22 protein-coding genes and 1 tRNA gene are annotated in these 22,822 nt (G+C 60.3%); 9 read left to right on the forward strand and 14 right to left on the reverse strand.

The features are described 5' to 3' along the window. The first annotated feature begins 100 nt into the window (after nt 1–100). Nucleotides 101–577 (forward strand): cupin domain-containing protein, encoded by a 477-nt coding sequence (locus HFX_RS13025; protein ID WP_049917477.1) that lies wholly within the window; start codon nt 101–103, stop codon nt 575–577. A gap of 7 nt (nt 578–584) precedes the next feature. Here HFX_RS13025 and HFX_RS13030 read toward each other — a convergent pair whose 3' ends face one another. From HFX_RS13030 to HFX_RS13045, 4 genes are all read right to left on the reverse strand, one after another. After that, complete coding sequence (locus HFX_RS13030; protein ID WP_004059501.1) at nt 585–2,393, reverse strand: SLC13 family permease; 1,809 nt, start codon at nt 2,391–2,393, stop codon at nt 585–587. Between the two features lie 110 nt (nt 2,394–2,503). Further along, nucleotides 2,504–3,277, reverse strand: a complete 774-nt coding sequence (locus HFX_RS13035) for a CPBP family intramembrane glutamic endopeptidase (protein WP_004059500.1) — start codon at nt 3,275–3,277, stop codon at nt 2,504–2,506. 84 nt (nt 3,278–3,361) lie between these two features. After that, nucleotides 3,362–3,910 carry an NUDIX hydrolase gene (locus HFX_RS13040; RefSeq protein ID WP_014732424.1) on the reverse strand — a complete coding sequence of 183 codons (549 nt, stop codon included), beginning with the start codon at nt 3,908–3,910 and terminating at the stop codon, nt 3,362–3,364. A 71-nt stretch (nt 3,911–3,981) separates the two neighbouring features. Continuing rightward, nucleotides 3,982–4,713, reverse strand: a complete 732-nt coding sequence (locus tag HFX_RS13045) for a hypothetical protein (protein ID WP_004059485.1) — start codon at nt 4,711–4,713, stop codon at nt 3,982–3,984. A 179-nt stretch (nt 4,714–4,892) separates the two neighbouring features. Between HFX_RS13045 and HFX_RS13050 the strand changes: the two genes are divergently transcribed. Beyond that, nucleotides 4,893–5,771, forward strand: coding sequence for a CPBP family intramembrane glutamic endopeptidase (locus HFX_RS13050; RefSeq protein ID WP_004059482.1), 879 nt, complete (start codon nt 4,893–4,895; stop codon nt 5,769–5,771). Between the two features lie 12 nt (nt 5,772–5,783). Here the strand turns inward: HFX_RS13050 and HFX_RS13055 are convergent, their stop codons facing one another. Continuing rightward, nucleotides 5,784–6,401 (reverse strand): class I SAM-dependent methyltransferase, encoded by a 618-nt coding sequence (locus HFX_RS13055; RefSeq protein ID WP_004059481.1) that lies wholly within the window; start codon nt 6,399–6,401, stop codon nt 5,784–5,786. A gap of 232 nt (nt 6,402–6,633) precedes the next feature. Here HFX_RS13055 and HFX_RS13060 point away from each other — a divergent pair, with 232 nt between their 5' ends. Together HFX_RS13060 and HFX_RS13065 are read left to right on the forward strand one after the other, a co-directional pair. Continuing rightward, nucleotides 6,634–7,791 carry an ABC transporter substrate-binding protein gene (locus HFX_RS13060; RefSeq protein ID WP_014732423.1) on the forward strand — a complete coding sequence of 386 codons (1,158 nt, stop codon included), beginning with the start codon at nt 6,634–6,636 and terminating at the stop codon, nt 7,789–7,791. 355 nt (nt 7,792–8,146) lie between these two features. Beyond that, nucleotides 8,147–8,341 carry a cold-shock protein gene (locus tag HFX_RS13065; RefSeq protein WP_004041873.1) on the forward strand — a complete coding sequence of 65 codons (195 nt, stop codon included), beginning with the start codon at nt 8,147–8,149 and terminating at the stop codon, nt 8,339–8,341. Between the two features lie 135 nt (nt 8,342–8,476). On the opposite strand, the gene HFX_RS13070 is transcribed toward HFX_RS13065, so the two are convergent. From HFX_RS13070 to HFX_RS13100, 7 genes are all read right to left on the reverse strand, one after another. Beyond that, nucleotides 8,477–10,675, reverse strand: a complete 2,199-nt coding sequence (locus HFX_RS13070) for a hypothetical protein (protein ID WP_004059479.1) — start codon at nt 10,673–10,675, stop codon at nt 8,477–8,479. A 639-nt stretch (nt 10,676–11,314) separates the two neighbouring features. Beyond that, complete coding sequence (locus HFX_RS13075) at nt 11,315–12,328, reverse strand: M48 family metalloprotease (protein ID WP_014732422.1); 1,014 nt, start codon at nt 12,326–12,328, stop codon at nt 11,315–11,317. A gap of 675 nt (nt 12,329–13,003) precedes the next feature. Continuing rightward, nucleotides 13,004–13,807, reverse strand: a complete 804-nt coding sequence (locus tag HFX_RS13080; protein ID WP_004059477.1) for an alpha/beta fold hydrolase — start codon at nt 13,805–13,807, stop codon at nt 13,004–13,006. 514 nt (nt 13,808–14,321) lie between these two features. Then, nucleotides 14,322–14,394: transfer RNA gene (locus tag HFX_RS13085), tRNA-Pro, on the reverse strand. A gap of 83 nt (nt 14,395–14,477) precedes the next feature. After that, complete coding sequence (gene trmY, locus HFX_RS13090) at nt 14,478–15,074, reverse strand: tRNA (pseudouridine(54)-N(1))-methyltransferase TrmY (protein ID WP_004059476.1); 597 nt, start codon at nt 15,072–15,074, stop codon at nt 14,478–14,480. A gap of 93 nt (nt 15,075–15,167) precedes the next feature. Beyond that, nucleotides 15,168–15,935 (reverse strand): ABC transporter permease, encoded by a 768-nt coding sequence (locus HFX_RS13095; protein WP_004059474.1) that lies wholly within the window; start codon nt 15,933–15,935, stop codon nt 15,168–15,170. Beyond that, complete coding sequence (locus tag HFX_RS13100; RefSeq protein WP_004059472.1) at nt 15,932–16,885, reverse strand: ABC transporter ATP-binding protein; 954 nt, start codon at nt 16,883–16,885, stop codon at nt 15,932–15,934. Before HFX_RS13100 ends, HFX_RS13095 begins: the two co-directional genes overlap by 4 nt. A 335-nt stretch (nt 16,886–17,220) precedes the next feature. Here HFX_RS13100 and HFX_RS13105 point away from each other — a divergent pair, with 335 nt between their 5' ends. The 5 genes from HFX_RS13105 (at nt 17,221) to HFX_RS13125 (ending at nt 21,332) form a co-directional block, all read left to right on the forward strand. Next, the gene (locus HFX_RS13105; RefSeq protein WP_004059469.1) at nt 17,221–17,463 is read left to right on the forward strand and encodes a hypothetical protein; all 243 of its coding nucleotides are present in this window, start codon (nt 17,221–17,223) and stop codon (nt 17,461–17,463) included. Further along, nucleotides 17,460–18,509 carry an isocitrate lyase gene (gene aceA, locus HFX_RS13110; protein ID WP_004059467.1) on the forward strand — a complete coding sequence of 350 codons (1,050 nt, stop codon included), beginning with the start codon at nt 17,460–17,462 and terminating at the stop codon, nt 18,507–18,509. The genes HFX_RS13105 and aceA overlap by 4 nt, the downstream gene beginning before the upstream one ends. Further along, on the forward strand, nt 18,502–19,803 hold the full coding sequence (gene aceB / locus HFX_RS13115) for a malate synthase AceB (RefSeq protein WP_004059465.1): 1,302 nt from the start codon (nt 18,502–18,504) through the stop codon (nt 19,801–19,803). The genes aceA and aceB overlap by 8 nt, the downstream gene beginning before the upstream one ends. Nucleotides 19,804–20,017: 214 nt before the next feature. After that, nucleotides 20,018–20,626, forward strand: coding sequence for a DUF4112 domain-containing protein (locus HFX_RS13120; protein WP_004059462.1), 609 nt, complete (start codon nt 20,018–20,020; stop codon nt 20,624–20,626). A gap of 100 nt (nt 20,627–20,726) precedes the next feature. Continuing rightward, nucleotides 20,727–21,332, forward strand: a complete 606-nt coding sequence (locus HFX_RS13125) for a twin-arginine translocation signal domain-containing protein (protein ID WP_004059460.1) — start codon at nt 20,727–20,729, stop codon at nt 21,330–21,332. A gap of 131 nt (nt 21,333–21,463) precedes the next feature. On the opposite strand, the gene HFX_RS13130 is transcribed toward HFX_RS13125, so the two are convergent. After that, nucleotides 21,464–22,696 (reverse strand): RNA-guided endonuclease InsQ/TnpB family protein, encoded by a 1,233-nt coding sequence (locus HFX_RS13130; RefSeq protein ID WP_004059454.1) that lies wholly within the window; start codon nt 22,694–22,696, stop codon nt 21,464–21,466. 5 nt (nt 22,697–22,701) lie between these two features. Then, nucleotides 22,702–22,821 (reverse strand): AbrB/MazE/SpoVT family DNA-binding domain-containing protein, encoded by a 120-nt coding sequence (locus tag HFX_RS19200; protein ID WP_231512863.1) that lies wholly within the window; start codon nt 22,819–22,821, stop codon nt 22,702–22,704. Nucleotide 22,822 lies beyond the last annotated feature (1 nt).

Here is a 22,822-nt window from a genome sequence, read left to right on the forward strand (position 1 = left end):
CTGAACGTCCCGCAAGCCCACGAATGTTGATTCGTGGTGAAACGCTTCGTTCTCCCGTCTGCCCGCCAACACCTTTTATCGCACCTCCTGAATGCCCGGTATGCAACCAGTCAACGAGACAGACATCGAGTGGGACGACTACGAGGGCGTCGAAGGCGAGTTCAAACAGAAACAGTTGGGTGGGACCGCCGGGAGCGAGCAACTCGGCTGTAGCCTCTACGAACTCCCGGCGGGGTGCCAACCGTGGTCGTACCACTACCACGCGGCGAACGAAGAGGCGCTGTACGTCCTTTCTGGTACTGGAACGCTCCGCCTCGGCAGTGAAACGTACGAGTTACAAGAGGGAGACTACGTGCCGTGTCCAACCGACGAGTCCGGCGCGCACTGCGTCGTCAACGACTCCGATTCCACGCTCCGATATCTCGCAGTGTCGACCATGCGCGAACCTGACGTGACGGTCCACCCCGATATCGGGAAAGTCGGAGTGTACGTCGGTGCACCGCCGGGAAGCGACGACGACCGAGCGATTTCGGAGTTCTACGACCACGCGAGCGGCGCGGAGTCGGAAGAGCCGTAACCCCGCCTCACACGCCCAGCCCCCAGAAGAACGCGATTCCGAGGACGGTGACGATCGACAGGAGAAACTGCAACGGCGCACCCACACGCAGGAAGTCGGAGAACGTGTACCCGCCGGGGCCGTAGACGAAGAGATTCGTCTGGTAGCCCACCGGCGTCATGAACGCTGTCGACGCGGCGAAGGTCACGGCGAGGACGAACGCGAACGCATTCGCACCGATTGATTCGGCGGCGCTGGCGGCGACGGGAATCATGAGCACGACGCTCGCGTTGTTCGAAATGACGCTCGTCAGCAAACCGGTTGCGAGGTAGAATACCCACAGGACACCGAGCGCAGGGAGAAACGTCGCCGTTGAGGCGACTGCCGACCCGAGGAGTGACGCCGCCCCCGTCTGCTGGAGGGCGATACCGAGCGGGATAACCCCCGCCAAGAGGAAGATGACGTTCCACTCGACGGATTTGTACAGTTCGTTCGGTTTGAGGACGCCGGTGAGAATCATCGCAACCACGCCGGCGAGCGCCGAGACGACGATAGGCAGGATGTTGAATGCCGGAAGCCCGACGACGCCAGCGATGATAGCGACGGCGAACGGAATTTTCTCGTTTCGGTAGTCCACGTCTTCGAATTCGTGGGCGACGATGAAGTCCTCGTTTTGAACGAGGCGGGTGAGGCTATCCGGTGGGGCCTGTACGAGGAGTGTGTCGCCGACGCGAATCCGAATATCCTCGAAGCGGTCGCGGACGACTTTCCCGCGGGTGCGAAACGCGAGGACATTCGCGTCGTAGCGCTGGCGGAACGTCGAACTGGAGAGTGTCTCGCCGACGAGGAACGACCCCGAAGGGATAACAACCTCGACGAGAACCGGCTCTTTTTCACCCGGGTGGAGGTCTTCTGCAGTCCGAGGCCCGCCGACGAAGGTGAGTCCCTCGGTCCCCATGATTTGTTCGAGCGTTTCCCGGTTCGTCCGGAGCCTGAGGGTGTCGTTCTCGTGAATCTCTTTGCGGGCGAGCGGCTCGGAGAACTGCTCACCGTAGCGGATGAGCTGTAACACATCGATATCGAGGGTATCGTCACCGAGCGCCTCCTCGACTGTCTGCCCGATGAGCGTCGAGTTGGCGGGGACGACCACGTCTGCGAGATACTCTTGTAGCGCGTACTCCTCGACCAGGTCGTCCTCGGCCGGAACGCGCTCGGGAAGCAGTCGGACGCCGACAGTCATCAAGTAGAGTGCACCGACGGCGAAGACGACAATACCGAGCTTGGTGAACTCGAACATCCCAAACGCGTGCAGGCCGAGACCCGGTGACTCACGTCCGATTTGGGCCGCGATGTCGCTCGCGAGGATGTTGGTGGAGGTCCCGATGACCGTCAGCGTCCCCCCGAGCATCGAGGCGTACGAAAGCGGGATGAGAAGCTTCGACGGCGACGTTTTTCCCTTGTGCGCGATGTCAGAAACGACGGGAACCAGTATCGCGACAACTGGCGTGTTGTTGACGAACCCCGAGACCGGACCGGTGACGCCGATGGTCGCGGCGAGTTGTTTCTGGCGGTCGTTTCCAGCGAAGGCGGCCATCTTTCGCCCGATGAGTTGGACGATTCCGGTTCGGTTGATACCCGTGCTCAGAATGAGCATCGCCAGCACCGTTATCGTGGCGGGACTGGCGAATCCTGAAAGCCCTTCTCGTGGGGAGATTTGCGTCCACGGTTCGAGTACCATCAGAAGAACCATCACCACGATTGCGGTGACGTCGATGGGGAGCCATTCGGTCGCGAACAAGACGAGAGAGAGAAGAATCAGCGCGAAAACGACAAGCATCTCGCCTGTGATGGCAGTCGGAACTACACCCTGGGCTGCCAACATAGGTTGCGAAAAGAACACAATTACCCGAGGTGGCAGCGAAAGAAAAAAGCTGGTATTGTCGTCGGTCAGAACAGCAGTTCGGTCGGAATCTCACCGGGGTTCATCTCGGCGAGCTTGAACGTGAGATACGCGATGGTGAAGAGTGTCGCGTTGTACGCGCCGTGGATGAGCGCCGGGACGGCGAGGTTGTCGGTGAGTTCGTACGCTGTCCCGAAGACGACGCTCGGGAAAAAGAGGATACCGATGGTGACGAGCCGACCACCCGCGCCGCCCGTGAGCGCGACGTAGTGAATCGCAGCGAAGATGGCGCTGGCGAGGGCGATACCCGGGACCGGACCGAACGCCTCGCGGATGCGATTCTGGACGACGCCGCGGAACAGTAGTTCCTCACCGGGGCCGATGAGGAGGAACGACGCCGGAACGAGGAGGAGTAACACTTCGGGGTCCTTCGCAGCGATTTCCGTCACCTGATTCGACCCGGGTTCGACGCCAATCGCCGAGATGATGAACGCGCTCACGAAGACCGCACCAAGCGCCGTCATGTAGCCGAGAACGACGGCAACGATGTCACGAAGCGACGGGATTGATACGCCGAAGTACGACCGGTCGAGACCGCGATAACGGGAGTACAGGAGGGCGACGCCACCGAAGGAAATCCCCTGGATGAGGATGAGCGAGGTGACGATAAGCGACAGCGGTGTCAGTTCAACGCCTGCGCTCACCACCGCAAACTGGGTGGTGAAGACGAGTGCCGTCCCCACGATGAGACCACCAGCGCCGAGGGCGATAGCGGCAAAGAAGGACCGGATTGGGTCAGAAGAGCGCGTCGTAGTAGTCACAGGCGAGTAATACGAACCCCGACGCCAAAATCCTTCCCGCCTGCGCCCCCGAATTCGACCGCTCGACTCGCGTCCTGACCCGCCTCACTCACCGGCGAGTTCGTAGTAGAGAACCCCGAGAACCGTCCGGGCGTCCCGAACCTCGCCCGCGAGAATCGACTGCCGGAACTCGTCGTAGTCGACCGTCGTCGGTCGAATGCTCTCGTTGAAGTCGAGGTTCTGGTCGGCGCGCTGTTCGCACCCGCGGGCGACGAAGTAGTGGTGAATCGAGTTGGCGATGCCGTTGGCGGGCTCGACGGTCACGAGCGGTTCCATCGACTCCGCCTCGTAGCCCGTTTCCTCCACGAGTTCGCGGTGGGCGGCGGCCGCGTAATCGTCGTCGCCCTCCTCGGTGCCACCGGCGGGGAGACCGCGGTTCGTCCGCCCGACCGCCTGTCGCCACTCGTCGATGACGACGAGTTCGCCCGCGGACGTGAAGGGAAGGACCACGACCGCCGGTGGCTCGTCCACGTAGTGGAAGTCCGTCTCGGTCCCGTCAGGAAGTCGCACGTCGTCCATGCGGATGTCGAAACCGGGACACGAGTAGTCGATTCGCGTGTCGGTTGTCTCCCACGCGAGGTCGTCATCAGCCATAGATTCACGTGGCGGTGGTGAGTGCAAAAACGTCGCGGTCGGCGTACGGGGCCCTCCAAAGACGACGAATCTCAGTTCGTGCCGTCGAACGAGACCTGCGCAAGGTCGGCTTCTAACTCGTCGACGTACTCGTTGTACGCCTCGACGAATCCGACGAAATCACCGGCGAGTTCCCGAACGTCCGGGGCTGACGGCGGTTCGTACTGCGAGAGCAGGTAGACACCACCCTCACCGCCGACGCGGAGATACGACACTTGCGGGCCATCCCACTTTAGCTCCCAGCGGGTGCCGCCGACGCGCTGGGTGAACGTGCCGTACTCGCCGTCGAATCGGTTCAGTTCACCCGCGATGGTGTTTGCGACTTCGCGGATGGTGCCGACCAGTTGGTCCCGCTCGGCGACGATTTCCTCAGTCGTCGTGATTGCCGGGAACTCGGTCGGCACGTCGTCGAGAACCCCGTCGAGCGACTCGACGTGTTCGTTGTACGCCTCGACGAACACCGGGTAGTCCTGCATCGCCGTCGCCAACGGCTTCGGCTCGGGCGGTTGCTTGGTCGAGACGACGTACGTCTCACCACCTGATTTGCCTTTGAACCGGAGGTACTGCAGCGCGCCCGCCTCGTACTTGAGCGTCCACTTCCCGCGGCGCGTCTTGAATGTCTCTTGACCGTAGTCGCCGCCCTGGAGGATAGCGAGTTCGCGCGCAATGGTTCCGGCGTGGGATTCGACCGCCGCGACCACTTCGTCCCGATTTTCGGCAACGTCGTCGACGCTCGTAATATCGAACGAGAGGGCGTCTGTCATTGAGGGGAGGACGCTACTGGAAGGGATAAGTGCGTCCGTCGCCGGGGGCGAACCGGTGTGTCCGTCGCCGACCGCGAGCCGATGTGTCGCCGACCGCGAACCGGCGCGTTCTCAACCGCCGGGAAGCGGCAAGGCGACATTTACTCTCGGTAGAGTATCTTCACTCGGAGCTGTAACGTATGTCCACACGCCCCTCCGAAGCGTCCTGGTTCGCCGTTCCAAACAGCCGTCGGGGGACAACCCGGTTGTTCCTCGCCGTCTTCGCCGTCGTCGGCCTGCTCTATCTTTTCACTTTCACTGTCGTCGTCAACCCGTGGGTAAAAGCGAACGTCAATATCCCTTTGTACGAGGCGACGGGAGGGTTCCTCCGGCCAGAGCTTTTGGTCTATCTCGGTGGGCTCGCCCTCGTCCTCGCGATTCTCAGGCGCGAATCGCTCCGGCCGAGTGACGTCGGGTTAGATAGCACGAAGACCCGGATGGCACTCCGGAGTATCGTCCTCGTCTGGGTCGTCGCACAGGGTATCATCGTCGCCGCGGCGTACGTTTCGACCGGCACGATTCCCGGACCGTCTCCCACACTCTCAGGGGGTCCCGTCGTTCTCGCGGGGCTGGTGGTCACCGAACTGGCAGGTAACTCGCTGTTCGAGGAGGTCGTCTATCGCGGCTTTCTCGCGGAGCAGGTTCGTCTGTACGTCGAACAGCGAGGAGACTTCCCTGCGACACCGACGCTGGGGCTCGCACTGCTCGGGTCTCAATCTGTATTCGCCCTCGTTCACGTACCCGTTCGTCTGTACCAGGGTGCGACGCCGACGCAGACGCTCCAGAGCGTGGGCCTGTTGTTCGTACTCGGAGTGTTGTTCGCGCTCGTCTACTACCGAACCGGGAACCTCCTGCTCGCAGTCGGGGTCCACACGCTCAACAACGTCCCGCTGTTCGCGTTGGGGGGCCCGGTCAAGTGGCCAATCTGGGTTGCAACTGGGGTTGTCCTGTCCGTCTGGCCGCGGTTGGAGACGGCGTTGCTGGCGAGCGCAAGCGCCGAGTCGACGACACATTCATAACAGCCTCGTTCGTCACTCGTCTCGTCTGAACACGCGCAACGTGTCGTGTTCGCCGCGTTCCGACTCTACTTGGACGAATCCGTACTGAGTAAAGATATCTCGCCAGTTCCGATAGTAGAGTGGGAAGTCGTACTGGGTGTCGTTGACCGACCTCCCGTCCGTCGACTGGTGTTCGTCCCCCTCGTTTTCGACGGTGATGAGCACATCACTCGTACACCGAGCGAGTTCCTCAAAAACCCATTCGTCGTCCGGGTGGATGTGCTGAAGCGTCTCGATGGAGTAACTGGCGTCGAACTGCTCGTCGTCGAACTCGGTGACGATATTCTCGATAGCGTCGGCGTAGAACGTGCCGTCGGCGGCGAGGTCGGGATACGTGTCGGCCATTACCTCGAACGAGTCGGCGTTGATATCGACGCCGGCGAGGTTCTCGAAGCCGTGTTCGTGGAGGTGCGAGAGGTGGCGTCCCGGCCCACAGCCGAGTTCGAGGATTACCGCAGTCGGGTCGAGAAATCGCTCGAAGAGTCGACGTATCGATTCACTCGCCTCGTTTGGTCCGTAGTACGCGTAGTATTCTGGCGAAAACTCTCCCGACCGGCCTTCCCACTTGCGACGAACGTCGTTAGCATCCACAGGTATCGACACGGCCGCTCCACGGGTAAAGCCTCGTCGGAGACGGTGGCTGTCTTTCGAACCACAGAATTGTCAGCATGACAGAATAACTCGCAAATCTTTGAAATACGAGACAAGCGCGTGTATAACCGAAACATCATTCAATACAGACACCACATATAATAAATTTCACATCTTTTTGGCCCACCTAAATTCGGAACGTTTATCAAATATTAGGTGGCCCTAAAAACACATGAACCGACGGCGTTTCATCGCGGCAGGCGGAACAGCACTTGGGGCGATATTGGCTGGCTGTACGGGCCAAACTGAAAACGGGGGCGAATCGACGCCAACAACAACGTCCACATCTACTTCGACCCAATCGGAGTCGACAGAGACAACGACGGCAGAATCACAGTCCTACACTGCCTCGATGGAACCGGTCGGTGAGGTCTCATTCGACCAAGTGCCAGAAACGTGGGTTGCGAATAATGGGAGTTGGGCCGACATGGGTATCGCGCTCGGACAGGAACCGCCCAAAGGAGTCTGGCTCACTTCGCGCTATCACACGCACTATTACGACGACATTCCAGGACTGAGCGTCGATAAGAGCGATATGGTGTCCCTCTCACAGGGCGGCAGCGTCAGTAAGGAAGTACTCTACAAACTCGACGGGGACGTCCACATTATGGACCCCAACTTCCTGATGAACCGCTTCAAGGGGTGGGAACAGAAGGACATCGACGAAGTGCGCGAGAACATTGGCCCGGTGTTCGGTAATACGGTCTTCTCGACGGATTACCCGTGGCATGAAGATTACCGGTACTACACCCTGATGGAGGCCTTCGAGAAACTCGCGCAGGTGTTCCAGCAACAGGAGCGCTACGAGGCGTTCGAGGCGGTCCACGATGAGTTCCAGACGAACCTCGCTCCAGTTGTGCCCGGCCGAAGCGAACGCCCATCGGTGGCTGTCACCTGGGCCAGCGGTGACGCACCGGGGAAATTCTATCCCTACACAATCAGCTCTGGAACGAGCTTCAAACATCTCCGCGACCTCAAAGTAAAGGACGCGCTCGCGAAGACAGACGTTAAAGACTTCCACAGTAGCCGCGGGGCAATCGACTACGAGACGCTGTTGGAGGTCGATCCCGAAGTGTTGCTCATCCGCGGGCAAGAAGCCAAGACCGCCGAGGAATTCCAGAACACGGTCGTCAAGCATATGAAAAACCATGAGGTGGCAAGCAGCCTCACCGCAGTCAAGAACGATAACGTCTACCGTGCGGGTGGTCTCTACCAGGGTCCGATTACGAATCTCGTGGTGACCGAACGTCTGGCGGCCGACCTGTACGGCGCTGATGCAGAGCTATACGACCGTCAACGCGTTGCCGACATCGTCAACGGCGACTTCTGACGCGACGGCCGAAGCAAAAACGAACCACGCGCCATCGTTTCGTTCGGTAGATATTTTGGAAATATTGAAATTTCGAGTATTCGGGTCGCACCCCGGCGAGACACCTTCTGCGCGGCCGTTGCTCAAGTGAGATTTCGTCGGAGACAGCGACCGTCTTTCGAGCCTCAAAACTGCTGATACCACAGAAGGGCGTGCAATCCTCTTCGAAGCACTAGGTCAGCGCGCACAGAACCGACATACTAGAAACAAATGTCTACTGATACCGCTGTTTCAGAAAAGATTCACAGAAAAATGCACCCATGACACTACGACCCTCACAAGTCTTATCCGTGAAGGGCGTGTGTGTTCAAAAGCAATGGCGAAAGGAAACGTTGATTTCTTCAACGACACTGGCGGCTACGGTTTCATTTCGACGGACGATGCTGACGACGACGTGTTCTTCCACATGGAAGACATCGGCGGCCCGGACCTCGAAGAAGGCACGGATGTGGAATTCGATATCGAGCAGGCCCCCAAGGGCCCTCGCGCGACGAACCTCACGCGTCTTTAAACTAATTTAGTACGCCGCACCTCGCGGCAGAACGATAACACACACTTTCTATAGCAACTCAACCGGTGAGCGACGCGTCGCGTCGACACTGAGAGACTGAATTTCCAAACAGCACCTGCTGGCGCAGTCGCGACCTCAGAGTTTGTTTGCGTTCTGCGCCTGCTCAGAGCGACGACGGGACTGGGTAAGTCGACGCTCGGTCGCCTGAAAGAGTTCGTCCGGGAGGTCCGAACGAGCCGCGGCTAACCGCTCTGCAACTCGTTCGAGCCGCGAAACGACGGTGTCGAGGTTTGCATCGGCCTGCCCGCGGTCACCCGCGTCGGCGCGTTCCGCTGCCCGCCGAGCAGCCTCGGCGACGGCACCGAGCGCCTGTGCAAGCCCCTGAACAGCATTTGATGCACCACCGTTGTCGGTCTGCTGGTTGCCAGTCGATGTGTCTCCGTCGTCGGTCTGCTGGCTGTCGGTCCCGTCGGTGCTATCGTCTACGTTGGCGACCGCCGCCTGCGTCTCTTCGGCCACGTCGGCGAGGTACGACGCCAACGACGCCTTTCCGGTTCGGGGGGTGTCGATGCGGACGGCGTCGGCGATATCCGACCCCGGCTCGGAACTGTCCGAATCGACGTTCGGGTCCGGGTTCACGCGGAAGGCCCCAATCTCGTCGTCGGTGTCGCGAACCTCGACGGTGTAGGCACCGCCGCGGTGGACGTAGACGGCATCCGGACCCGAAAGCGGAGCATCGTACAGTTGGCCGGCGAAGTCGTCTTCCAGCGCGAGGACCGTGAGGTCGCTGTCGGCCCCGTCGGCGTCGACCTCCAGTTTCGTCGCCGACTCGCGGGCGACGAGCGGAATCTCGCCGTCGACACCAGCCGCCACGAAGCCGTCTTCGGACTCGCCGACGCGAACACTCTCGCTGTGCGGCGCGACACCCGCCCCGTTGACGGTGATTCGATGCTCCCCCGCGGGTACGTCCTGTACTATGCCGATGCCGCCGAACGTCGGAGCCGCCTCGGGGTCGCTTTCCAACAGCAACACCGACTCGACGGTCGGTTCCTTCGTCGTTAGCCCCTCACCGTCGGGTGCGTCGTCGGACGTGACCGCATCTGTAACTTCCACGAAGACGGTGTTCAGCGTCGATGGCCCGTCGATACTGTCGTAGCGCTCGGCCAGTGCGGCCCGATGACTCGGGTCGGAGATGTCCGCCGCGGGATTCTCATACCGCGATTGGGTCCACGGCGTGCTCGTCGTGGTGATGTGGCTGGCGATGGCGTCCTCGGCGAACGACGGCACGGCGAACTCGAAGCTCAGTTGCGGCCCGACGAAGTCAGCGATGTGTTCGACCTCGCTCGTCGGGACGAGCGTGTATTCCACGTCGGCGTCGGCGGCAGTGGCGGTGTTAGTATCAGCGTTCGGAGCGAACACCAATCCCGTCGAGCGCTCCGGCAGGTCCGCCGGCGGGGAAGTGAGTGCGTCGAACGACCGGACGGTCAGCGCCTGGTCAACGAGGTTGTCCCGAGTCACCGAGGGGAGTCGCTCGTTCTCGTACAGTGGAACGCCGTCGAGTTCCGGAACGACGTACGGCAATCGCGCCCCTTCGTCCCGCGGCAGTCCGTAGGCGACCGGAATCTCCTCGAGGTCCTCGAGGCGGTCGAGTGCGCGGTTTGTGATGTCCGCGAACGTCTCGCCGGTCGGCAGTCGCTGGAATCGGTCGGGCCTGTCGTTGAGCGAGAGCGCACTCGAATGCGAACCGAGTTCGGAGAGGATACGCGGCGGTCGCTCGGGGTCCGGGTCGAGGAACTCGTTGTTCGGCACCTTCCGCGAGTGCGAACTGGCGACGTAGAGTTGCGGCACGCCGACGGACTCGCCGGCCTCCGTGTCGACGAAGACGTGCAGTACCTCCCAGTCGTGCCAGTGGAAGTTCGTCGAGAACTGGTCGAACGCCGAGTACAGCCAGTACTGGACCACCGCGAGCGGCGAGTCGTCGTACTGGACCACGTTGTAGAACACCGTCGGGTCCGGTGCCTGCTCGCCCGTCTCGTGTTTCCGTTCGTGGTAGCCGTTGAAGGCGTCGAAACCGGAGACGACCGTCTTGCCGTCCTGCTCTGTGGTGTACGGACGCGGGTCCGTCGGGAACCACTGTTCGGCCGCGTCGAAGTACAGCGTCGGCGCGAACTGGGTTGCGAGTTCGCGGGCAGTTTCAGACCCGACTGCGGACGTATCTCCATCTCGGTTCTCGGTGCCGCCGCCGAGGGCCGAACACCCCGCGAGCGACCCGAGACCGGCAGTTGCGAGTGCGCCGAGGACGGTTCTGCGGTCGAGTGGTGGACTGTCCGTCATTGCATCACCGTTGGGAGGGTATTCGCGTCGGATGACGGTCGCTCAGCACCGTACCGTGTCTTCGTTGCCACACGGACAGGGCGTATCATACCGGGTGCAACCAAGGCCGGGACATAGCTCTTTTGTCACGGGAGTTACGAGATGGCAGCTTTCTAAGGAGTGTTTAGCCCGCGATATGCACGAAGAATCGACTCACATACGACGCATAGAATACCTCTCTTTCGCCTGCTTCAAGTGGAACTCCAACGCCCGAGACAACCCTTCTGTACTTGCTCGGACCACCAGCGTGTGCCTCCAGACACGCTTCCGAAGGTGCCGTACCACACAACGGAAAGACGGCCCGTCTGGCGGATTCACCCATCTGCTCACAGGTTAGTCTGAGCCATCACTACCGCAACTACATTCGGATCGCAGCCGGTTGGTATGTAACTGGAGGTGAAAGACACGGGTTGGTGGAGAGTGTTGCCACTCACACGGAGCGAGCTATCTTCTTTCGGTGGGAGAATTCCACAGTTTACGGCGGGCGTGAATCACTGCTGACACATCGGCTGAACCAAACCAACCTACTCTCGTTGCCAGTCTGCTGAATAGAATCGCTTCACCCAGTTCAGCAGCCGAAGTACAAGACCGAGGACTCCGTTACCGGCTGTGACGCTCCGTGACTGTCACCGATTCGTTCGAGGACGCAGTCACCGCGACCGAGTCGAGGAACGTCTCGTTTCCTGCCAGCAGAACCGTCGTCTCCGGTGCGACGCGCTTGAACCGATATCGGTACGCATCGGTATTCGCTCGCTGCCGGTCGAGATGGCGTTTCGCCGCATCCTCGAACTGGTCCGCCTCAGTTGGCGAATCCCACCGGTGGGCCCACACGACGCCAACTGTTTCAGCACCCTCCGGACCGAACTGATAGTACGTGTCGTTGCTCCAGCCCGCTGTGGCACGGGTTGCCCGTTCTTCTCTCAGTGAGTCCCGTAACATAATCCGGGTAGCGAGTTCACCCCACGTCTGGGTTCTCGTGACCGACTTGTTCACTGAGGCGACGACCGAAAGCGGGGCCGTGCCGGAACCGTTCGCATGCAGTACTTGTTCACTCGTCGCCCGCGGAGTCCGAACCACCGCAGGAAGCTCCGATGGGGAGTCGACTCGCCGGTCGTAGTATTGCATCCCATAGAAGTACGGGGCAAACGTGTATCGTTCCGCCGTCGACGACGTATCGTACCTGGTCTGGCGACGGTCGGATGGGAGGTCGAGATAGCGGCGTTCGTACGCCTTCTGCACGTACTCTGCCATCCCCTCACGAAGCGTCGTCGCTACCATCCAGTCCTTCGAGGAAGGACCGGAGCCGTTCCGACGGAATCGCTGGTCTCGGCTTTGTATCGCGTGCCCGTATTCATGGACGAGTATCGCTTCCAACTCGTCAGGTGTCGACTGGTTTACCGTCCGTTGGTAGATAACGACGGTGTCGTTCAACGGGAGGTACGCCCCACCAATGCCAGATTGACGCTCTTTCGAGACGTTCGTGAAGACACGCAGATATCGCGGAAGTCCAAAGTACCCAGTTGACTCGACTTCGATGACCTTGATGGACGGACGCTGTTGTATCTGTGTGCCGACCATCTGTGTCGTTCGATTCCACGCCTTCGTCGCATTCACACCAGCATCAGCCAGCGGTCGAACTGAGTCCGAGGCACTCGTCGTGGGTGCTGACTCCGAGGGAGAGGGAGTGGGTGTGGATGTGGGTGTGGGGGAGGTGGTGGTAGTCGTTTGGGCTCCGCTACAACCAGCAAGCGCGACGAGGAGAACCAGTATGATCGTCGCGGTAGACCGGCGGAATTGCCGGTCACAAACTCGTTGCAAGAGGTTGGGTGGCTTACTTGGGGACATACGATTCAAACATAAACCGTCTGTCACATAAACCCCGGAACTAATTCGACAGACGCTAAACTCACAGTGGGGACCGGGTGATTGTGGTGTCGAGTCCGAGTCCAGTCGGTGAGTCTCGTCTCTGTACTGAGTGGCTGTTTCAGAGGCAATTCCGAATACAGAATCCCTACTACCAGCGTCTACCACGGTAAACGAGTTCGGCGTCGAACTCGCGATGGAGGACGCCAAGCACGGTTCCGACATCAGATAGTTAGATATGGACTCCGGTTCCGGGAACCTCAAAATGTGAGGCCCGAATTCTCAGCGGGTCTACTTGGGGGTGAGAATATTTGTTCTCTCGACTTGGGTTCTAACATCATCCCCAGATACCTAGTCTTTAGACCGGGATTTATCTGTATGTTCGCTTACACTTGCGTCTAAACAAGCCCCAAGGGCGCGTATTGATCACAGTGTGTCGATGAACTGGCTCACGACCCGATTGAACCGTTCGGGTTCCTCGAAGCACGGTCCGTGGCCGCTGTCTTCGAACAGTTCGAACTGGGCGTCTGGAACGAGGTCCGCGACGTTTCTCACTGCCGCGACGGTCCCCCGTGTTGTTTCTTCGTCTGCCCCGGCGCACACCAACATGGGGACATCTATCTCGCGGAGGACGCGTCGGTAATCGCGTGTGACCGCATCGATCAGAATAGCACTTCTGATTGAGGCCGGCGTCCGAGAGATCTCGTCGAACTGTAACGTTTTCGTCTCGGCGCTGGGGTTTTTGAAGACCTGCTCCGTCATGCGTTCGATGAGGCTCGTCCGGTCTCCCTGCGCCAACGCGAGCGTGTCCTGAATTCCCTCCAAGTCGGTGAGTCCGTGATCGTAGTCATCCCACTGAAATCGAGATGCCTCCATGTCAACGTCGACCAGTCCTCGTATCCGTTCGGTGCCGAATTGATCCACGTAATCCCACGAAACGAGAGCGCCCAACGACCATCCAACGAGGACGACATCCTCAAGGTCTCGTTGTTCGACGAAGGTGTGAATATCGCGGGCATATTGGGCAACTGTGTGGCCCAGTTCCGTCTTCTCCGACCGGCCGTGACCCCTGAAATCGACGGCGACCGCGCGGTACTTGTCCGAGAGACCAGCTAACTGCGGCTCGAAAAAACGCAGGCTGTGCAACACACCGTGGAGAAACACGATTGGGGGGCCTTCGCCGTGATCTTCGTAATAGAGGTCTGCCCCGTTACACTGGACGTATGCCATGGCAGATTGTACATTGTATTTAATGATAAATCCGCTCTTCAGACCAACGAGAGGTGGAGAAGTCTCTCTATTCAGCAGCCCATGCCTGTCAGTATCACTGTGGCTCACTACCGTTCATGGAGACTGTAAGAGCCTTTTTGATATTGTGAACGACACACTGATAACGAGTTCACGGAACTGCTTCCACCAGATGCGTGACCGCACGAATACCCCAAATTTCTGTTTAATCGCCGCCGGAGACGTGCCGTATCTCTGTGTGGTGTTGTAGAAGGGTTGTTTCGACGGTGTCTCCCGCCTTCCGAGAGGGCGCGAGACTCATGCCGACCACCCCCAGCAGTGGCTGGAAAGTGTAAGAAAATGCGGGAAAGGGGTATATACAGTATGGGCCGGCTCAGATTCGAACCACGGTCACTCACTGCGTTCGTTCCCTGATTCGAACCTTCACCGGGTGAAATCTCCCACACCTCTCAGACCACTCGCTGTCGCTCGTGGTCTGTGAGAGGTGGGGAGAATATGGGCCGGCTCAGATTCGAACTGAGGTTACGGCCACCCGAAGGCCGAAGGATACCAAGCTACCCCACCGGCCCGCATTCTCACGCAAGCCACGGCCGCGTTTAACAGTTATGATTGGCAGCCACTGAACGACTCAGTGGCACACCTCGACCCCGATTCAGTACTGCGAATAGCCTTCTGTATCGAGGTAGTTGTGCGCCACCGTAATCGAGTGGTCGGCGTGGAGAATCTCCGGTCCGAGGCGAACCCGCTCGTCCGCTGCATCGGCCAACAGGTCGGCCTCCTCGTCGGTGAAATTGTTGTGGTCCGAGAGGACGAACAGGGGATTCTCCGGGGGTTCGACTTCGACCACTGCGTCGCCGTCTTCGTGGAGTTCGACGACAGTCGCGTCGCGGGCCGCTTCGTCGAGCGTCTCCTCGAAGCCCATCCGCCGGATGGAGACTCCCGGTGACGACTCGGCGGGCATGTGGCCGATTGCTTCCTCGCGTTTCTCCAGCGCTTTTCGGACGAGGGCGGCGGTAGAGCGCTCGTCGGGATTGAGTCGCCGAAGCTCCGAACCTTCGAACCGGACGGTGTACTCGTCGCCGAGGACGAGATGCACGCGTACATCCTTGCGGATATCGTGCGAGAGGAAGAACGCGGAGTTGACACAGCGACAGAGGACGTCGAGGCGACCGGCACCACCGGCGATGTCGTCGAGCGAGAAGTCGGGTGTCGTCGGCGCGTCGTGGCCGAGGACGATGAATTGGCGCATGGAGATACCTCGTTTCGAGGTCATCTTAGCCCTGTTCACTCGCGGGCTGAATAGAGACCCGAGACAGTGCTGAAGGAGACACCGGAGGGAGCGTTAGTCCGTCAGCCCGTACCCGCGCCGGAACAACACGACGTTGACACCGACGACCCCGAGCGTGAGCGCCGTCAGCACGCCGAGAGACAGGTTCGGATCGACTTCCGTAACGCCGAGGAAGCCGTAGCGGACGCCGTTGACCATGTAAATCATCGGATTGAGGAGCGACGCCTGTCGGAACAGTTCGGGAATCTCGTTGAGCGAGTAGAAGACGCCGCCGAAGAAGACCAGTGGGCGGAGGATGAACTGGTTCATCATCGTCAAGTCGTCGAAGTCGTCGGCCCAGAGACCGCCAACGACGCCGAGACCCGCGAAGAGCAGGGTGATGACGAGCATGAACGCGACGAGGTAGAAGGGCCGGGCGACGCCGACAGCCGTGAAGAACGCGCCGATGAGGGCAACGAGTGTACCGACGAGAATGCCGCGGGTCGCACTGGAGAGGACGTACGCGCCGACCATCGAAGTGTACGAAAGCGGCGAGGTGAGTGCCTCCTCGATGTAGCGGTTCCAGCGGCCGTGGAAGATGGAAAACGACGCGTTCTCGAAGGCGTTCGAGACGGCTCCGAGGACGATGAGGCCCGGGAGGATAAACAGGATGTAGGGCACACCCGCAATCTCGTCGATTCGCTCGCCGAGGATGACGCCGAAGACGGAGAAGTACAGCACGTTCGTGATAAATGGTGGGACGAACGTGTTACGCGGGCGACGGACGAAACGGAGGATTTCGCGCCGGAGCAGGGCGTAAAAACCGGTTACGTCGAGGTTCATTGTGTCACCTCCGCCGTCGCGCGGCCTTCGCCCTGTCGCGTCATCTCGACGAACACCTCTTCGAGCGACGTGCGCGAGATTTCGAGGTCGACGATTTCGTGGCCCGCGCGGTCGAGTGTCTGGACCACGTCGGGGGCGACGAGTCCCCCCTGTTGGGCGGTGACGACGAGGCGGGTGCCCTCAAGGTTGACTGCCTCTACGCGGTCGTCGTCGGCCGCGAAGTCGGGGACTGCCGTCGGCGGGTCGCGAAGTTGGACGACGATGTCGTCGGTGCCGCGGTCCATCAGCTCCTCGGGGCTGGCGACTTCGATGATGCGCCCGGAGTCGAGGATAGCCACTTCGTCACAGAGTCGTTCTGCTTCCTCGATGTAGTGGGTGGTCAGCAGGATGGTCGTCCCGCGGTCGTTGAGGTCGATGATGGTCTCCCAGAGTTCGTGGCGGAGTTGCACGTCGACGCCGGCGGTCGGTTCGTCGAGGATGAGGAGGTCCGGGTCGGTGATGAGCGCTCGTGCGAGCATGAAGCGGCGTTTCATCCCGCCGGAGAGCCAGTCGAACCGGGTGTCGCGCTTGTCGTAGATGCCGACTCGCTTGAGTACCTCGTCAGCCCGTTCCCGCGCCTCCGACTGCGGAATTCCGTGATAGCCAGCCTTGTGTTCGAGCACTTCTCGGATGGGGAAAAAGCGGTCGACGTTGAACTCCTGCGGTGCGAGGCCGATTCGGTCGCGGGCCTCGCGGTAGTCGTCTTCGACGTCGTAACCGAACACGCTCGCCGTCCCGCCGGATTTGCGCACGAGACCGACGAGGATGTTGATGAACGTCGTTTTCCCGGCACCGTTCGGCCCCAACAGTCCGAAGAACGACCCTTCGGGCACGTCGAGGTCGATACCGTCGAGCGCCGTGACGTCGCCGTAGGACTTCGTCAGGTCGCGTATCTCAATCGCAGATGCCATTCGCTGGTGCGTCGTCGGGTGTGAACGCGATTAAGCGTGGTGTACGCGGAATGCACTGTTAGCACGTGCCATAACGAACGACGGAGGTGAGTCTGACCGGGTGCGCACCGGCACTAGTTTGGTATGCTATAACACCACAATTTATGTCATAATATGCCACCGTACTAAAGTAAATCATTAATGAATATTATCATTATAAATGATTAACTTTTAGTGTCGGACCCGACTCGGACCATGTGAGGCAACGCACAATGGTAGTATCCGCAGCATCTGACCTCACACCCACCGCCACACGACTGGACCGCTATCGACCACCGACTCCACCAACGTAGACGATGACAGACCAACCCAACACGACCCGAACCGACACGACCCGAACCGACACGACAACTCGCCCTCCCCAGATCCCTCGGCGGTACCCCAACAACGAGGAGAACATGGACGCGCCGCTCGTCCCCTTCATCCAGCAACCGGGTGAAGAAGACGAGCTGACGAACGTCCGGCGCGAACTCGCCGCGCTCCGTGCCCAACTGAACCGTATCGAGCGAGCTATCCAGAATCCTACCGACACCCAATGAATCCGACCGAACTCGACAGCGACGTCTTCGTCCGCGATATCGACAACCCGAAAGGCCGCGAACTCCGCGAGATGCTGAACACGCAGGACTTCGTGTTCGCACCCGGCATGTACCATGCTCTCGACGCGCGGCTCGCCGAGATGACCGGCCACGACGCTGCCTACATGTCCGGGTATTCGACCGTCCTCGGGCAGTTCGGCTTCCCGGACCTGGAGATGGTCACGATGACCGAAATGGTCGAGAATGCAAAGCGCATGGTCGAGGCGACGAACCTCCCTATCATCGCCGACTGTGACACGGGCTACGGCGGCATCCACAACGTCCGTCGCGCCGTCCGCGAGTACGAGAAGGCCGGTGTCGCCGCCATCCACATCGAAGACCAGACGACGCCGAAGCGCTGTGGCCACATCGCGGGCAAGCAAATCATCTCCCGCGAGAAGGCTCGCGCCCGCTTCGAGGCGGCCGTCGACGCCAAGCAGTGCGACGACACGGTCATCATCGCCCGCACCGACGCCTACGGCTCGGCCAACGGCGACTGGGAAGAACACCTCGAACGCGGTCGCATCTACGCCGACGCCGGCGTCGACCTCGTCTGGCCCGAGATGCCGAACCCGTCCCGTGAAGATGCGGTCAACTACGCCGAGAAGATTCACGAGACGCACCCGGACCTGAAGCTCGCGTTCAACTACTCGTCGTCGTTCGCGTGGTCCGAAGAGGAAGACCCGCTCACGTTCCAGGAACTGGGTGACCTCGGCTACAAGTACATCTTCATCACGCTGTTCGGCCTGCACTCGGGTGCCCACTCGGTCTACGAGGACTTCAAGAAGCTCGCCGAAGAGGACGAACAGGGGCAGTTCGACCTCGAACAGCGCTACCTCGGCCACCCGACCGAGAGCCACCACGAACTCTCGTTCGTCTCGCGCTACCAGGACATCGAGACGGAATTCGACCCCGAGGCGCGCCGCCGCATCGAGGAGTCGGAAGGCTTCAGCGAAGACGAAGCCGACCCCATTACGAGCAACGCCAGAGCCAACGACGATGACTGAGCGACGCCACGACCGCGAGTTCGTGCGGACGTTCTTCACCTCGCCGACGGCCGTCGAGGGCGAAGACGACTCCGCGAAGATGCTCCGGAGCGCCGCCCAACTCCGCGGCATGCAGGCACCGGACGTGTGGGTGCCGGACAACGAGGATGCAACAGCACCCTCGATGCGTGACGAGGGTGCCGAGAACATCATCGAAGTCGTCTCCGAACACGGCGCGGACTTCCCCGGCGAGATTCACCCCCGAATCGTCTGGCACCGCGACAGCCCGACGACTCGGTATCAGGGCTTCCAGCACATGCTGGAAATCGCCGACCCCGAGCGAGGAGCCATCGAGCACATCGACGGATTCGTCGTCCCCGAAGTCGGCGACATCGACGACTGGAAGAAGGCCGACGAGTTCTTCACTATCGTCGAAAACGAGCACGGTCTCGAAGCAGGCAGCATCGCCATGTCCGTCATCATCGAGAGCGGTCAGGCCGAACTCGCGATGGGGACACTCCGCGAGGAGATGGGCAAGCCCACGAACAATCTCGAACGCCTGTTCCTCCTCGTCGACGGCGAAGTCGACTACACGAAGGACATGCGCGCGATTACGCCGACCGGCGAGTTGCCGCCGTGGCCGGAACTCCGACACAACACCTCTCGCGGCGCAAGCGCTGCGGGTCTCATCGCGGTCGACGGTCCCTACGACGACATCCGCGACGTGGAAGGCTACCACGAGCGCATGACCGAGAATCAGGCGAAAGGGATGCTCGGCATCTGGTCGCTCACGCCCGGACAGGTCGTGGAGGCGAACACGTCGCCGCTTCCGCCGAAGACCGGTAGTTGGCTGCTCGATATCGACGGGCAGCAAATCGAACTCGAATCTGAAGACGGCGTTGAAGTGTACGACGGCGACCGCTTGTCACTCGAAGCCACGGGCGACGGGTACGAACTCCGTATCGGCGGAGATACCCGAGAACTCGACGAGGACGAACTGCGCGAGGAACTCCTCGATATAACCTCGTACGTCCCGAGCATGGACGACATCGTCGACTCCATGGAGGAGTTCGAGGCGGCCAAAGAGGCCGGGCGCGGTGCTATCGCCATGGAGCAGTCGGCGACGCTCCGTATCGGTGGAACCGAGCTCTCCATCTCTAAGGACCGAATGTGGGACGAGGCGACGTATCAGGCTGCGATGACGCCGATTAGCCTGTTCCAAGACGTCTACGAGAACCGTCCGGACCAACACGAGGAACTGAACGAGCGCTACGGCGCGAGCGTCGTGTCGCGCGCGATGGAGGTGGGTCTCTAAGGAGAACCATCGACACCTGAGCAATCACCGTCGGTCTCCTCACCACCTCATCCGACGGTGCTTCCCTGGTTGTAGCTCTTCTTCGGCGCACCGCCCGATACCGTGGGGGCAGTGTGCCACACCCGTTTTTGACACCGTATCACCGTCGTTGCCGCCAAAACCATCCACCGTCGTTGACACCACGCTCAAGTCCGAGCCACGTGATTCGTCGCGTGTGAACGATTCGACGGATTCGGCCGGAGCGACCACCCCCGCGGGCGACGACGACGAGCCACTGGAACCAGACACCATCGTCGACTTCGACGATAGTAGAGTCAACGCCAGTGCCGACCTCGACACCATCGCGTCCGGTTCCACACCCGAAGCCACACTCGACCGACTCCACACCGTGAGTTTCTATCTCGACGAAGCGTTCGAGATTCCGGGGACGAACTATCGTATCGGACTGGACCCGTTGTTGGGACTCGTTCCGGGTATCGGCGACGCGACGGCAGCGGCGCTCTCCGCGTACATCCTCGTCGAGGCCGCGATGCTTGGCGTTCCCAGAGCGACGCTTGCCCGAATGTTCGGGAATATCCTCCTTGATTCGACCGTTGGTTCGTTGCCGCTGGTCGGTGACGTGTTCGACGCCGTCTGGAAGGCGAACGCGCGGAACGTTCGACTCCTCGAAGCACGCTACGAAGACCCATCACGCGAAGCCGTCGAAGCAGACCGTCGCTTCCTCATCGCTGCCGTCGTTTTGATTATGATTCTGTTAGTGGCACTGGGTGTGGCCACGACACTCGCCGCGCTGTGGATACTCGGACAGGCCGGTTTACTCTAAGTCCCCATTTTCGATATTGATAAAATTGTCCGTGTTGAGGGTTATCATCAACCAAAATATAAAGTATAAGACATTTATACATCCTCGAAAGAGAGACTGTATGGAACGACGAACTTTCCTCAAAAGCGTCACTGCTGCAGGAGCCCTCCTCACCACCGCTGGCTGTCTCGGCGGTGGGTCTGGGCCCGGAGCCGGGTCGGAAAATAACTCGTCGGCGACGGGCACGAGCGAGTCCGTGCCAGTTCCGAATCCCGACATCAGCTTCAAGACCAAAGACGGTGTTCTCCGCGTTGTCCACATGGGCGGCGACGAAATCAAAGATGAGAACACTACGGAAGTGTACGTGACCGTCGACGGCGAGCGAGCCACGACGTGGGTCGCGGACGACAAGGAAACGCAGGCGTACCCCATCTCGGTGGGTAACTTCATCGAAACCGAATCCGCCGAAGCCGGATCGACCGTGGAGGTCGTCTGGGTCGACAAAGCGGGCACCGAGTCCGTCCTCGCCACGCACGAGGTTCCCACCGAGGAGACCACCACCAACGAAACGACCACGTCTAACGAGACGGCGACGAACGAAACCGTGACGACGACCACCAACGAAACGGCGGTCAACAGCACGACGACGACCACGTCCAACGAGACGACTACGACAACCGGCAACGAGACCACGACGACGAACTCTACGACGACCGACAGCGAGTAAGCGACTCTCTCCGTCGATACTTGGTGACGTTTTTTCTGCGAAGATTGGAATCGATACGGTTCAGTACGACCAGTCTATCCAGTTCGTTCGATAACGACCGCTGAGACAGCAGCAGTGAACCCACCCCGAGGTCAAGCCTCGGGGCTTCCTGCTTCTACGACGCGCTTTGCAGGAACCGAAAGGGGTCCCGTAGGGAGCGCAGTCTGCACAGGCGTTGATTCGGAGCGTCCCGCCCCTATCTGTGAGCGACCGCGAGAAAGGATGTTCTTCGCCGCGTTCAGGTCCCTGTCCTCGGTGTGACCGCACGCCGGACAAGAGTGTTCTCGAATCCAGAGTGGCTTTGACGTTTCCACACCGCACTCCGAACACTCTTTGGTCGTTCCTGCTGGTTTGACTCGAACGACGTGAGTGCCATGCAGGTCGGCTTTGTACTCCAAGAGGTCCAGAAACCGCGACCATGCGGCGTCCTGCTTGTTCTTGGCATTCTGGCTGGTTTCCAGCATCGGCTTTACGTCCAAATCCTCGACGGCCACCAAATCGTACTTTCGGACCAGCCACGTCGTGAGTTTGTGCTGATAGTCCAGCACTTTCCGTTTGATTTGCCGCTTCGCCGCAGCGACCTTCTGCCGTTGTTTCTCCCAGTTGTTCGAGCCGTGCTGTTTGCGGTCGAGTTTCCGCTGTTCGCGCCCGTAGCGGTCGTACTCGTCGGACAGGTCGAGCATATCCACCGCCGTATCGTCGCTGGTGTGGATATACGAGAGAATCCCGAGGTCTACCCCTACGCAGTCGGCAGGGTCGAGCGTACTGGGGTCGGGTTTTTCGGGAAGGTCCTCGTCCGGGCGTTCCGTGACGAGACAGACAAACCAGTCGCCAGTTCGCTCCTTCTTTAACACGACGCGCTTGATGTTCTCGGTCGCGGGAAGCTCTCGGTGCGCTCGAATCGGGATGTTGCCGATTTTCGAGAGTCGAACAGTGGCGTACTCGTCTTGGCCCGTGGTGTGATTCACGTCGAAGCCTTCGGTCTGATACGCGACTGACCGACAGTCGCCGCTTCCCTGCCACTTCAACCGCCCCGTCTTGTGGCCGTTTTCCCGCCGACCCTTCTGTGTCTCGACGTTCTTGTGTATCTCCGAAACAGTCTGTTGGGCGGCGTGTGCCGAAACTTCCGAAAAGAGCGGCCACCGCTGTTTCCAGCCGGTGAGTTTGCGGTGCTGGTCGTAGGCGGTTGGCCGGTTTCCGTAGTCGTGTGAGTAGTAGTCGCGGATGGCGTGGTTTCGTATCTGTCGATGGATTTCGATGTGACGCCACGCTTCGCTGGCGGTTTCCTCGTCGGGATACGCACGACAGCGAAGCGTTACGTCCATCTGAGTTAGTCCAGTCGTTCGACAGTGAGTTTGATTCGGTCGCCCGGCTCGATACCGAGCGGTTCGCGCACATCTTCGGGAATCGTGACCTGTCCCCGGTCACGGACAGTCGGGTAACATTCCATC

Origin of the sequence: Haloferax mediterranei ATCC 33500, from assembly GCF_000306765.2 — an archaeon.
Classification (GTDB): domain Archaea; phylum Halobacteriota; class Halobacteria; order Halobacteriales; family Haloferacaceae; genus Haloferax; species Haloferax mediterranei.